This window comes from Microcoleus sp. T3_B1, assembly GCF_036700445.1.
Lineage (GTDB): Bacteria > Cyanobacteriota > Cyanobacteriia > Cyanobacteriales > Microcoleaceae > Microcoleus.
Window position 1 is genome coordinate 75,366 of sequence record NZ_JAUBOX010000015.1, and the last position, 12,845, is coordinate 88,210.

Genomic DNA, 12,845 nt, shown 5'->3' on the forward strand with positions numbered 1-12,845 from the left:
CGAAATATAATTGCTACACAAAGAGACTGCAATGGAAACTGCCAAAGTCACCGCAACAGAAGCCGCTTTAAAATTAATCAATCATCTCAAAACTCAACACGGAGAATTGATGTTTCACCAATCGGGTGGCTGCTGCGACGGTAGTTCTCCCATGTGCTATCCCAACGGGGAATTGATAATCGGTGATGGTGACGTATTGCTGGGCGAAATAGGCGGTTGTCCGTTTTATATTGCAGCGCAGCAATACAAATATTGGCAGCACACGCAGTTAATTATAGACGTGGCATCGGGGCCCGGAGGCAGCGATTTTTCCCTGGAAGGGCCGGATGGAGAGCGTTTTATTACTCGTTCTCGCTTGTTTGTTAAGGCTGATTAACTCTGTTTATCCTTAACTTGCCTCCAGTTTCTCTAAAAACATGAATTTGCTTAAGCCTGAAACCCGGTTTCTTTCATGGCAGCGAAAAAACCTATTTTATTTAAGTTTTTATCTAAGTTTCTCGCGTGGGCTAACGATGACCAATTTTCTGGCGATGGCAAAGGCATCTTATTTTTATAAGACTTGCTAGACAAAGGTTTCAGCCATTATTTGAGTTTGGTTGCCAAAAATTAAACCCTTGTTGAATCAGCACAATTGCCAGATAAGCTTCTGATGTTCCTGCGCCGATAATTCCTATCCTAATCTGGGATGAAACCATTTGTGCTTCTTCTGATTTAAGATTGCCGATCGGTTCTCAACTACTATTTTAATTAAGGGAAATCCAATTGGGGCGATCGCTCAATTGCGGATTGAGCTTTTGTTGATAGCGACAGGTTTCACGCTGCCGCTAAAATCAGTATCTAAGCCGGTGCAGGATTAATTATTAATTGGCGACTTCAAAATTTATGCACTCCAAACTTCAGCATACTTTAAGCTTGAGTATTTTTAATTAAAGCCAATTCAATTTTGTCACCAGCCTTTTGAGTCACTTGTGCGCGCAAACCTGGCCCAAAAAAAGTAGCTATTTTGTCTTGCTTTTCTTCCCATAAGTCGATCGGCAGTAGTGGCGAATAAAACTCTAAAATTAACCCATAAGCACCGTCAACATTAACTTCCCGCAACCCTTGCAGAAGCGGCCGTTCCTCGTCTGTCGGGGCCAGGCCCAAGCGCTCCAAAGCATCATCTAAGTGCGCGGGTTGGCCGTAGCGAAATCGAGTGATATCTTTGCGGACTTGGTTTTGAGTATCTGTGGCCTGACTTTCTCGCAAGAGGAGAACTTCAGCAGAGGTAGGTTCGGTGAACTCCACCGGTTCGAGTTCGGCGGCTTTCAGGGCCAAACCTCCTAGCAACAGCGGAATTCCATAAAAAAAACCGGCTAGGTTCAGGGTAGGTCTGTCTGTGAAGTAGGCTCCGAAACCGACTGCTGCTATAATACCGCCAACAACTAAGGCTAGGTTTGCTAAAGAAATTTTGCGTAACATATTAGTGAGGTAAGTAGTCCGACAGAAATAATATACTTTAATTATTATCTGTCAAAAAGTCTTGAATAAATTTAGTTTTTTTGCCAAAAGACCTGCAAAAACTGCTAGCATCTATGAGCGCGGGAGCGGTGTGCATCCACAGTCTTGTCTCTAGCTTCAGAAGCTTATCCAGCCGGACTCGTCCGGGCGCGCCATTGGTAAATATCCGTGTTAATTGCGCGGCTTTGGTTCCAGAAGGCAATCGAGATCGGCAGTATCATCAAAGTATACAGAGTGGCGATCGCGATCGACACTCTTGCCCTTTCAACCATTTTTCGGACATGATTAAAGACGAAGACAAACAAACTGCTGGAGCAAACAAGGCGGTTCTGGAGCAGATTAACTCGCTCAAGCGCGAAGATGAAAGGCTTTATAATATCTTAGCGATCGATGTCTGGGCCCTAGCCAAGACGATGGATGAATATCAACCGGGATTTTGGGCGGCTTTTATGAAAAACCGGGAGAAGGCCCTGAAGCGATTTTTAGCTGGAATGATTAAAAATAAACCCGCAGATACCAAACGTCCGCCTTTTTTGCGCTAAAATGTGGCTGAAGTTGGGCTGAACTTTTGATGTACAATCAAACTATAACACAGACCCAAAAACCCTGAGCAGATTCATCACTTCCCATATATAAACAGTGAAGGATTTGCCCAAAAAGGGATGTCGGTGAATTAAGAATCTCCGTCTGTTCGCAGGGGGGAATGTCAAATATTTTTGTTAATAGTAGCAAAGGAAAAAAACAATGGATGCACAAACAATCAAAGAGCGCGTAGCACAGATCGAAGTCAAGCGGGAATCCCTCGTGCGGCTGTTAGATCGATCGGACTTGGGAGCCATGAGAATAGATGTGAGTCAGGCGATCGAAGAAATTGACGATCTCTTAGAAGAATTCAAGCGCACTTTTAACAGTTAGGGCCATTGGGCATGCCCCATGCCCCATGCCCCATTCCTAATGATTAATTCAAAACCATGTCCATCAAAATTTGCTGAGAGCTCACCTCCGGGCAATTAGCAGGCGGCCGCCGCTGAGAGTAGTGTCCGGAGGGCTGCAAATCCCAAGCTTGGCGGTTGTCAGCCAGCATTACACCCAAAATTTCTTGCAATTCCTTAGCAATTGTCGGGTCTTCCACTTGAACGATCGCCTCAACCCGTCTGGTGAGATTGCGCTGCATCCAGTCAGCAGAACCAATATACACCTCTTCGTCGCCACCGTTGAAAAAATAAAACATCCGAGAATGCTCTAAAAAGCGGCCGATAATACTGATAACTCGGATATTTTCGCTAACACCCTCAACGCCGGGACGCAAACAGCAAATCCCCCGAATAATCAAATCAATTTTAACTCCCGCTTGCGAAGCTTCGTACAAAGCAACAATGATTTGAGGGTCAACTAAAGCGTTCATTTTAGCGACAATGCGGCCACAGCTACCGATGCCGCCTTCGGCCTGCAAGCGGCAGAATTCTGCCTCGCGGCGGATTAAAGCTAAAAATCGATCGCGCATATTGACCGGTGCCACCAATAATTTGCGATAAGATACCTGCCGCGAATAACCAGTCAAATAATTAAACAAATCCGTCAAATCCGATCCCAAATCCTCGCGACAACTCAACAAACCCACATCGGTATAGAGTCCGGCTGTTTTGGGATTGTAATTGCCGGTGCCGATGTGGACATAGCGGCGGATGTAATCGTCCTCGCGACGCACTACCATCACAATTTTGGTGTGGGTTTTGAGTCCCACCAAACCGTAAACTACGTGGACTCCCGCTTGTTCTAACTTGCGAGCCCAATTAATATTATTTTCTTCGTCGAACCTAGCTTTGAGCTCTACTAAAACGGCTACCTGCTTGCCGTTTTCTGCTGCTTCAATTAAGGCGCTGACGATCGGCGAATCTCCCGAAGTGCGGTATAAAGTCATCTTAATCGCTAACACGGAGCGATCGTGCGCCGCCTCAGTAATAAACCGCTGCACCGTCGCCGCAAACGAGTGATAGGGATGGTGCAGCATCAAATCCCCCTGGCGGATGGCGGTGAAAATATCCTGACCCTCCTCAGCATCCAACATCGATTTCTCTAAAATCCTTGCCGATTCCAAGTTCCGCAAGCGCGGCGGCACAACCGGAGTCCAAGGCGGGTCTTTCAGTTCCGGCACTGGCAGCCCCACAAAAGACATCAAATCCTTGAGGCCTAGCAGCCCCTCTACGACGTAAACATCTTGCTCACCGAGATCCAACTCATCCATCAGCATATCTCGCAGTGCAGGCGGCATACTCGCTTGAATTTCCATCCGCACCGCAGAACCTCCAAACCGGCGCTTGCGGAGTTCCTGTTCTATTGCCAGCAGCAAATCCTCTGCCTCATCTTCCTCCACGGTCAAATCGGAATTGCGAGTAATGCGGAACGGGTGATATTCCTCTACGTCCATCCCAGGAAACAAAGCTTCTAAATTGTGGGCAATCACCTGTTCTAGGGGGACGCCAGTCCAAACCGGAGATTTCCCCCTCTGCTGCCACTGCAAATCTCCCGGTAGCGGCAAAAACCTGGGCAAAACCTGCGGTACTTTGACGCGGGCAAACAATTCTTCGCGGGTGTCAGGGTCTCTGACTACTACTGCTAAATTGAGGCTGAGATTGGAAAGGTAGGGGAATGGGTGGCTGGGGTCAACTGCTAGGGGAGTGAGTACGGGAAATACTTGTTCTTTGAAGTAGCGATGCAAGTAATTCCGCTGTTCTTGATTGAGGTCAATGTAGTCGAGAATGTAGATGCCGCTTACTGCTAGTTTCGGCCGCAGGGTTTGCTCAAAATAGGCGTGTTGCTGAGAAACCATCGGCAAAAGCCGCTTGTTAAGGGCATCTAGCTGTTGTTGAGGCGTGCTGCCGTCGGAGGTCAATTTGCTGACTTTTGCTTGTACTTGCTGTTTGAGGGCGGCCACGCGCACCATAAAATATTCGTCTAGGTTGGAGCTAAAAATAGCGAGAAATTTGAGCCTTTCTAGGAGGGGCGTGCGGGGGTCGAGGGCTTCGTGGAGCACGCGGTTGTTGAATTCTAGCCAGCTTTGTTCTCGGTTGAAGTAGTATTGGGGGTCGCTGAGGTTGATTTCAGTGTAGGTTTTGGCGGGGGTCTTTTTTGGCTTGGGCATGGTTTGGGGGAGTCTTTGGGAGGCTCGGTGATGGCATCTCTAGAAATAGTATTGTAGGTTCAATAGTAGGTTTGCATCTGTCGATCGTACATTTTTGTCTGTCACCAGCGAAGGTATTGCAGGGAACATATGCAGTCTGGAGAGAGCCACTGTTATATTTATTGTCAGTACGATCGCCCGTTTTTACTCTGCAATATTCATCGCGATCGCAACAATTCTTCAAACTCTCGCAGCGCCACACTCGAACCCATCTGCCAGCCCCGATCGCAATATTGAGGAATTAAGGTTTTGAGATCGTAACCGGGAAACCAGCGACTAATTTGAGAGTCTCGATACTGCTGCGAATCGAACTGATAAATCGACAATTGACTTTGACGGTAAACCCATAGTTCTAAAGGTGCGATCGCTTCATAATCTTCTGGTTTAGTCGTGCAAGTCAGATCGATTTCGATCGCTAAATCTGGGGGCGGATCTGTTTCTAAATCTATTCGCTCTTTTCCTAAAATATCTGCGCGATTGTCGATGTAAAAACAATAATCTGGTTCGATTCCTTGTTGGTTAATGCGCTTGAGGGTAATTGGGGTAAAAGATTGCCAGTCTTTTCCAATGTGCCGGAGTAAAGCTTTGACCAAATCTGCTAATAAATCTGCTTGATTACCGTGTCTGGGCAATGGAGACATAATTCTAATTTCTTGGGTTTTGCTGCTGTAGCGAATTCTCAATCCAGCTTTATCTTCTCGACGGGCTAGCAATGCTTCATAATCTTCCCAAGTTCTAAATCGCAGAATAAGTTCGTCTCCTGGCGCGAGGGAAATTGTATCTTCACTAATTGTTGGTAATACCATATTTTAATTTCCTGCAAAGCTCGCCTCTTTCCAATTCTAGCACAGTTATATAGCAGTTGACAGTTACATAGTACCCGAATCAAACCGTTTCTCGATCGAGGGAGAGGGACTCTATTCATGAGGTTATTTATATCCGCCCGATCCAATTCTGCACCGCATTCAACAAATCATCTCCATCCACCCGAAAACCCGTTAACGGCAATTCTAGCGGTGTATCGGTAATCCAGGCGATATGAATTCCCATTTGAACGTCTGCGAGTTTGCGGGTGAAAGATGAAAGCGCATCTTCGCAGGGACAGGAGTGCAAAATTAAGGCGATGTGCTGTTTTTGCAGCCGATTTTTGAGTTGGGGAATTAATCGCTTGAATTCGGGGGCGTTGCGAATTGCGGGGATGTCTGTATCTGCGGGGAAGATTGCTTGATATAGTTGGGTACAGAGCTCTTGGGCGATCGCGCTTGTATCGGTTTCGCCTTCTAAAGCGCGAATGTTGAGGGGAACGACCCAGGTTTTATCGGTGGGTTGGAGTTGTTTTAGGAGTGTGGGGATATCTGTATTTTGTGGGTGGTTGTCTGGTGTTGGGGAATTGGTGGGTTGGGTGTGCCATGCTTGATAAAATTCTGGGTAAGTCATATTTTGGGCACAGTCCCAGATAATTTGGTAGCACTCTTTATAGCGATTAAAATCGTTTTCGGAGATTTCGGAAGTTAGGCAATCTTTCAAACCTGAGACGGCGGTGGCGAAGTGTTTACCTTTCATAATTTTACCTAACATATATGTCGCTAGCCTGCGGGTCTCTTCATCACCTGAATTGCGGATTAACTCGACTAAACCGGCGATCGCCACTTGGTTATCTTTGCCTATTTCCCTTAAGCTATCTACCGCTCGCCACCGGGTATCGTCATCACCTGAATTGCGGATTAATTCGACTAAACCGGCGATCGCCACTTGGTTATCTTTGCCTATTTCCCCTAAGCTATCTGCCGCTTGTCTCCGGGTATCTTCATCACCTGAATTGCGGGTTAACTCGACTAAAGATGCGATCGCAACTGGGTTATCTTTGTCTATTTTCCCTAAGCTGTATGCCGTTTGTCTCCGGGTAGATTCATTCTGAGAACTATTGATTAACTCGACTAAAGCTGCGATCGCAACTGGGTTATCTTTGCTTATTGTTCCTAAGCTCTCTGCCGCTTGCCTCCGGGTATTTTCATCCTGAGAAGTATTGATTAACTCGACTAAAGCTTCGATCACAACTGGATTATCTTTGCTTATTCTTCCTAAGCTCTCTGCCGCTAGCCACCGAATATTTTCATCATCTGAATTGCGGATTAACTCGATCAAAGAGGAGAGCGCAAGTGGGTTATCTTTGTCTATTTTCCCTAAGCTATATGCCACTAGCCCCCGCCGGACAATTTCATCACCTAAATTGCGGATTAACTCGACTAAAGCGGCGATTGCCACTGGGTTATCTTTGCCTATTTGCCCTAAGCTATATACCGCTTCCAATTGGGTACTTCCATTACCTGAACTGCGAATTAACTTGACTAGAGCGGCGATCGCAACTGGGTTATCTTTGTCTATTTTTCCTAAGCTATCTGCGGCTCGATATTGGGTATTTTCATCATCACAATTGCGGATTAACTCGGTTAAAGCGGCGAGCGCTTCTGGGTTATATTTGCCTATTTCTCCTAATCTTTCTGCCGCTCCCCTCCAGGTATCTTCATTATCTGAAGTGCGGATTAACTCGACTAAATCGGCGATAGCTTCTGGGCTATCTTGGTTTATTTCTCCTATTCCGGTATTTTCATTATCTAAATGGCGGATTAATGCTACCAAATCGGGAGTACCTTCTGGGTTATTTTCGTCTATTATCCCTAATACATAGGCTGCTTGGCTCCGGGTATATTCATCATCTGAATTGCGGATTAATTCGACTAAAGTGGCGCTCGCTACTCTATTATATTTGCCTATTCTCCCTAAGATATATACCGCTTTATGCTGGGTGTCTTCATCACCACAATTCCGGATAAAGTCGGCTAAAGCGGCTATCGCCACTGGGTTATCTTTACCTATTTGCCCCAAGCTTTCTGCCGCGTTACTCCCGGCATATTCATCTTGAGAATTACCGATAAACTCGACTAAATCGGAAATAGCTATTGCCCTATCCGTCTCTTTCAGTATGTCTCTTGAACCCTGTAGAAGTGGATATGGAAATGTTTGCCACTCCTGTTTTTCCTCATCAAAATAACCAAACCCCCACTTAATAACCTGCGACACAATCTCATCAGCAAAACTACAATCCTTAAACTCAGCAATCCCCGCAGCCGCTAGAAAATACGCACGATATCCATAAAATTCACCACACCCATCCTCAAACTCAACCAACGCCTGAATAAACGCTTCCTTCTCCTCCTTCCCTACCTCCTCACGCCCCAACCACAGCAAAATCACCTCTTTCCACTGCTTCTCAAAAATCCGGTACACCCCAGTAGGGGCGGTGCCCCCGTGCCCGCCCTCTGGGGGAATATGATTCAAGAAAAAGTGCCAATCCTCAACCGCCAACGCCGCAAAATATTCCTGAAACGTCGGATGGTAAAAAGCATAAATCCCCTCCAGCGTCTCCGCATCCCTCGCCACTAAATTCAGCCAACCCAAACGACAAGCCAACTCAAACTGCGATGCACCCATCACCCTATATCCCACACTTTCTCGCAACTGAAACCGCGACGTTTCATTTAACATCCCAGAAAGTGCCAACTTCCCCAAAGCCGCATTCAATTCCTGCTGCTGAATCCAATTCAGGCGCGGTTGTTTCCACTGATACAAAGTAGTTACAAACCGCCGATAAAGCTTAGCCTTAGTATCCGGCAAATCCCCATCCAACGACTGCCAAGTACCGCACAATAGCGAACATCTCAGGGGATTTTTCACTAAATCTCGAATTCGCTCTTTTCCCGATGCTGCTAATGCTTCCCGTAGCTGTTGAGAAAGATCCCCCCCAGCCCCCCTTAATAAGGGGGGAGTAAGAGTTTCCCCTTCTTGTTGCCCGTCCCCATCTTCTCTTGTCCCCCCACTTCTTAAGGGGGGGTTAGGGGGGGATCGAAACCATTTATCAATGAACATTTCCACTTGTTCGGGATAGGAAAACTCCAGAGTGCGATAAGTATCAAAAGTATCCAACGCAGTGCCGATCGCATCCCAAACATTCTGCCGACAACTTAGCACAATTCGCGCCTTTTGAATACAGCCGCCGGTTCTAATTTGCCGCTGAATTTCCGCCAAAGGATTGCCATCTCCCACCGCCATCTCATCCGCCCCATCCAACACCAACCAAACGCGCTCAGCATTAAACTGTGCTAAAAAATCATCCTTAATTTCCGCCGTCGCCTCAGCCTTCCCAATTCTCTTAATAGCCGCCAACAGCCAATTATCAAATAAATACGGCTCTAATTCCTTCCCCTGCAAATCAGCCAAGGATACCCAAATTACAATAGCCTCGGAAATGCCCGCCACTACCCAATTCGCAATCTGCCGCAACAGCGTTGTTTTCCCCGCCCCCGGTTCCCCAATAATTCCTAATCGTTTACCATTGCTTTTCGGGCTACTTCCTTGCTGGATAACTTGCTCAAGAAACTTGCTGTGTTCAAATTTTTGGGTAACTTCCTTTTCCCGGTACAAATCCGAACCTTCCTCAGCCGCAACATCCTCGCCTCGCTGAGTCACTTTCTGCAGTTCCACCAATCCCAGCGGCACATAAACATCATCTATTTGATGGTTGCCAAAAGTTAGCTGATTGCTACTAAGCCGCTGCTGTTCTTTCTCCTCTAATATCTGCTGGCAAATAGCTTGCCAGTCAATGGGCCGGTAAGCAAGGCGGCTGTTTTCAACTATCTCCTCAAGCAAAGCCTTTAGCTGTTCCATCAAAGCGTGAGTTTCGGCGGTTTGGGTATCATTTCGTGTTAAACTTTGCGCTGTAAAAATCGGGAACACCTTTTCATTGTCCTTGATTTCCTCGGCAAAGTAGGCAGATACTAAGCTAAACAAATTTTCCTTTAATTTAGCTTGATAAAGTGTGACATCACAATCTTTTAGGGCAATTTGCAGCAGTTTATTTTCAACTTCTTGAAATCTATTTGGGCTTAAGTCGTGGCGGGAACTTAGCAGCAATTCTATCTCATCTAAACCTTCTATTGGAATACCAGAAGGGGCTGTTTCTTTGTTAACCTGCTTTAATTCAGATTTTAACTGCTTAATCTTCTTATCTAGCCATTCTAAATAAGGACGGTCTTGAGGCAAGTAAATAACTATACCTCTAGAAGCCCTGCGAGACGGCTCAACCAATTCTTTATAACATTCTGAGGCGATTTGTTGCTGAGCTTTCAGGAAAGAACGTTTCAGCGCTTTTTCTAAATCGTGATTGACAATTTTACCGTTTCGTGATAGCTTGTTTACTCCCTTCAAACAGAGGTGCTTGAGTGCATCATTGGCTTGAGATCCCACTATCCCATCGAAAGCGACCTTCAGAAGACCTCCCAATATCGCCGCTTCTAGCATTTAACGGTTCTCCTAATTTCAGACTCCAAGCGGGTTATTTCAATGATAGGCGATCGAGTTTGGTTGCGGGCGATCGACCTATGCTAAAATCATCACATCAAAACTTCGATCGTCCGATCAAAAGTCGATCGCTACCACATTGAATTTAGGCAAAACGTTCAACTATTTTTCGAGGATTACCACGAAATCCTCAATCATCACATCAAAAGTTCGAGCCAGCTTGTGGACTGCTGCAAAGTCAACCATTGCCATACCCTGAGAACGAGCATAATTGCTAATCGTACTGTAGCCCACGCCCGATCGCTCCGCAACCTCTTTGAGCGTCCATCCCTTCTCGGCCGCCAACTCTCGAACCCGCAACCTTACTAAGCCTTTGCTCATATTCACTATTTACAAAATTTTGGATTTAGTATAATATATCAAAAAGCGATCGCCCCGGTCATTCGATTTTAGATTTTAGATTTTAGATTTTAGATTGACTCTAAAGATGAATCTGGGAGCTTGAACGTTGGTCGAAAATTTTGCGCCTCTCATGGCAGAAGTCGGGGCTTGTCTCCGTTTTGCGGCGGAGTCAACGAAACTAAAGACGATCGCCAGTTCAAATTAATCCCGACAGATTATTTCTGTCGATCGCACTTAGCAGAGATAGATTTACCTACTACCACCAGATGCAACTACAATGATATCAGAAAATCAGCTAAGATCATCAGCGATCGGCGCATCAAAAATTATTCACAAATCGTCGATCGTCAATCCGCGATCGAGATTTGTCACCGAAGAAACAGTAGCACTCCTGTTCAACATATCACCCGAACAGATATACCGGATCGAATGCTGCCACAACGTAGTGTACGTTCATGCCAAAGGCCTCAGTCGATTTGTCAGCTACGCCGATTTCCCCCCAATCCTAGAAGTAAAACCGCCCTGTGCTCAAGATTTTGTCGCCTGGTACAAACGCTGGAAACGGACACAAGCACCAGAATTTTGGACTAAATTCTATACGTACAACTTCAAAGCTGCTGTTTCAGTGGACAGCTTGCTTGAGTGGGGTAAATTAGTCGCTACAGTGAAATCGGTAATTTCTGCCTCAGCGCTGCAACAGCTACGAGATGTTTACGCTCAAGAAAAAGCATTGATGGAAAATTTTTAAAGCAGGCGGGGCGGGTAAACCCGCAATTGTTGGCGGGAGCATCTCAATGAAAGCAGCAAAGCTCGAAATTGGAATTAGGAGTCAGGAGTCAGGAGCCAGGAGAAAAGAGTCAGAAGGAAGAAGAAAGAAGTGTTTTTGCAAATATGAGATGCTCCCATTGTTTGCCACCAGGAAGATAAATGTAAGGTGCGCTTCGGCGCACCCTACGAAATAGAGATTCCCCTCAAAACTCTTCTTTACCTTCCAATCCCCACATATTGGAAACCAGCCGCTTCTAGAGCCTTCTTGTCTAAGAAATTGCGGCCATCAATCATCACCGCATGATCCATCAACTTCGCCATTTTCTCGTAATCTAAATTGCGGAACTGTTCCCAGTCAGTCACCAACACCAAAGCATCGCAACCGTCTGCCAACCTTTCCGGGTCAGTTTCTACCAAAACTCCCGACAAACCGTGACGCATCCCAGTTTGAGAAACAATCGGATCGTAAGCTTTAACTTTCGCTCCCAACCGATTCAAACTCTCGATTAAATTCAGCGCTGGAGCATCCCGCAAATCGTCAGTATCCGGCTTGAAAGTCAAACCCAAAAGTCCGACAGTTTTACCTTTGAGAATCTTCAAAACGTGCTGCAACTTTTCAATAGCAATGAACCGCTGCCGTTGGTTAACTTCCACTGCCGCTTTCAGCAAATGCGCCTCGTAACCGTAATCGTCAGCAGTGTGAACTAAAGCCGAGACATCTTTGGGGAAACAAGAACCACCCCAACCAATGCCAGCTTGCAGAAACTTGTTGCCAATCCGTGAATCTAAACCGATACCTCGGGACACTTGACTAACATCTGCACCGACGCGATCGCAAATGTTAGCAACTTCATTAATAAAGCTAATCTTCGTAGCCAAAAAAGCATTAGCTGCGTACTTAATCATCTCCGCTGAACTGATATCAGTCATCACCACAGGAACTTCCGGCAAAGACGGATTTTCTGCGAACTTGCGATCGACAATCGGCCGGTATAACTGTAGCATCAGATCCATAGCCCGCCGAGAGTTGCTGCCGAGAACAATGCGATCGGGATTAAAAGTATCGAAAACAGCACAGCCCTCCCGCAAAAACTCCGGGTTGCTAACCACATCAAATTGAACACCTTTTTTTGCTGCTACTTCCTCACCAGTAACCTCATCACCGCTGTGAGGTTTTTGACGTTCTGCTAAACCGTCTAGTACAATTCTTCGCACCCAGTCCCCGGAACCGATGGGCACTGTAGATTTATTGACAATGACTTTGTAATCGCCATCGAGGTGAGCTCCAATTCCACGAGCAACCGCTTCCACGTAGCGAGTATCGCTTTCTCCAGTAGGCAAAGGAGGCGTCCCCACGGCAATAAACAAAATATCCCCGTGAGACACTCCCGCTGCTAAATCAGAAGTAAATTCTAGATTGCCCGACGCAGATGCAGAGGACATTAATTCAGACAGTCCAGGTTCAAAAATAGGCGACTGTCCCGACTTCATTAATTTAACTTTTTCTTCGTTGTTGTCTACGCAAATCACGTGGTGGCCGATGTGGGCCAAACAAGTGCCGGTGACTAAGCCAACATATCCTGTACCGATGACACAAACTTGCATACAAATGTCCTCAAAGCTAGTAAATAAATCAGAT

10 protein-coding genes are annotated in these 12,845 nt (G+C 46.1%); 4 read left to right on the top strand and 6 right to left on the bottom strand.

From position 1 onward, the window contains the following. Positions 1 to 31 precede the first annotated feature (31 nt). Positions 32 to 376, top strand: a complete 345-nt coding sequence (locus QT990_RS10960) for a DUF779 domain-containing protein (protein WP_333142108.1) — start codon at positions 32 to 34, stop codon at positions 374 to 376. Between the two features lie 530 nt (positions 377 to 906). On the opposite strand, the gene QT990_RS10965 is transcribed toward QT990_RS10960, so the two are convergent. After that, positions 907 to 1,458, bottom strand: coding sequence for a DUF2854 domain-containing protein (locus QT990_RS10965; RefSeq protein WP_333142107.1), 552 nt, complete (start codon positions 1,456 to 1,458; stop codon positions 907 to 909). A gap of 80 nt (positions 1,459 to 1,538) precedes the next feature. On the opposite strand from QT990_RS10965, the gene QT990_RS10970 reads away from it, so the two are divergent. Both QT990_RS10970 and QT990_RS10975 read left to right on the top strand, forming a co-directional pair. Beyond that, positions 1,539 to 2,039, top strand: a complete 501-nt coding sequence (locus QT990_RS10970; RefSeq protein ID WP_333411986.1) for a hypothetical protein — start codon at positions 1,539 to 1,541, stop codon at positions 2,037 to 2,039. A 202-nt stretch (positions 2,040 to 2,241) separates the two neighbouring features. After that, complete coding sequence (locus QT990_RS10975) at positions 2,242 to 2,412, top strand: hypothetical protein (protein WP_333104150.1); 171 nt, start codon at positions 2,242 to 2,244, stop codon at positions 2,410 to 2,412. A gap of 43 nt (positions 2,413 to 2,455) precedes the next feature. Here the strand turns inward: QT990_RS10975 and ppk1 are convergent, their stop codons facing one another. The 4 genes from ppk1 to QT990_RS10995 all read right to left on the bottom strand — a co-directional run bounded on the left by ppk1 (position 2,456) and on the right by QT990_RS10995 (position 10,417). Continuing rightward, positions 2,456 to 4,639, bottom strand: coding sequence for a polyphosphate kinase 1 (gene ppk1, locus QT990_RS10980; protein ID WP_333465236.1), 2,184 nt, complete (start codon positions 4,637 to 4,639; stop codon positions 2,456 to 2,458). A 197-nt stretch (positions 4,640 to 4,836) separates the two neighbouring features. Beyond that, positions 4,837 to 5,484, bottom strand: a complete 648-nt coding sequence (locus QT990_RS10985; RefSeq protein ID WP_333465237.1) for a Uma2 family endonuclease — start codon at positions 5,482 to 5,484, stop codon at positions 4,837 to 4,839. A gap of 127 nt (positions 5,485 to 5,611) precedes the next feature. Continuing rightward, complete coding sequence (locus QT990_RS10990) at positions 5,612 to 10,036, bottom strand: HEAT repeat domain-containing protein (protein ID WP_333465238.1); 4,425 nt, start codon at positions 10,034 to 10,036, stop codon at positions 5,612 to 5,614. Positions 10,037 to 10,198: 162 nt separating this feature from the next. Further along, positions 10,199 to 10,417 (bottom strand): helix-turn-helix domain-containing protein, encoded by a 219-nt coding sequence (locus QT990_RS10995; protein WP_006632503.1) that lies wholly within the window; start codon positions 10,415 to 10,417, stop codon positions 10,199 to 10,201. A gap of 298 nt (positions 10,418 to 10,715) precedes the next feature. Between QT990_RS10995 and QT990_RS11000 the strand changes: the two genes are divergently transcribed. Beyond that, positions 10,716 to 11,186: a hypothetical protein gene (locus QT990_RS11000; protein ID WP_333465239.1), complete on the top strand. Its 471-nt coding sequence runs from the start codon at positions 10,716 to 10,718 to the stop codon at positions 11,184 to 11,186. 236 nt (positions 11,187 to 11,422) lie between these two features. On the opposite strand, the gene QT990_RS11005 is transcribed toward QT990_RS11000, so the two are convergent. Then, on the bottom strand, positions 11,423 to 12,811 hold the full coding sequence (locus QT990_RS11005) for a UDP-glucose/GDP-mannose dehydrogenase family protein (RefSeq protein ID WP_333465240.1): 1,389 nt from the start codon (positions 12,809 to 12,811) through the stop codon (positions 11,423 to 11,425). Positions 12,812 to 12,845 lie beyond the last annotated feature (34 nt).

Excerpts from the sequence above, each read along its gene's own strand:
- QT990_RS10960 (WP_333142108.1), top strand. The coding sequence starts at position 32 with ATGGAAACTGCCAAAGTCACCGCAACAGAAGCCGCTTTAAAATTAATC.
- QT990_RS10965 (WP_333142107.1), bottom strand. The coding sequence starts at position 1,458 with ATGTTACGCAAAATTTCTTTAGCAAACCTAGCCTTAGTTGTTGGCGGT.
- QT990_RS10975 (WP_333104150.1), top strand. The coding sequence starts at position 2,242 with ATGGATGCACAAACAATCAAAGAGCGCGTAGCACAGATCGAAGTCAAG.
- ppk1 (WP_333465236.1), bottom strand. The coding sequence starts at position 4,639 with ATGCCCAAGCCAAAAAAGACCCCCGCCAAAACCTACACTGAAATCAAC.
- QT990_RS10985 (WP_333465237.1), bottom strand. The coding sequence starts at position 5,484 with ATGGTATTACCAACAATTAGTGAAGATACAATTTCCCTCGCGCCAGGA.
- QT990_RS10990 (WP_333465238.1), bottom strand. The coding sequence starts at position 10,036 with ATGCTAGAAGCGGCGATATTGGGAGGTCTTCTGAAGGTCGCTTTCGAT.
- QT990_RS10995 (WP_006632503.1), bottom strand. The coding sequence starts at position 10,417 with ATGAGCAAAGGCTTAGTAAGGTTGCGGGTTCGAGAGTTGGCGGCCGAG.
- QT990_RS11000 (WP_333465239.1), top strand. The coding sequence starts at position 10,716 with ATGATATCAGAAAATCAGCTAAGATCATCAGCGATCGGCGCATCAAAA.
- QT990_RS11005 (WP_333465240.1), bottom strand. The coding sequence starts at position 12,811 with ATGCAAGTTTGTGTCATCGGTACAGGATATGTTGGCTTAGTCACCGGC.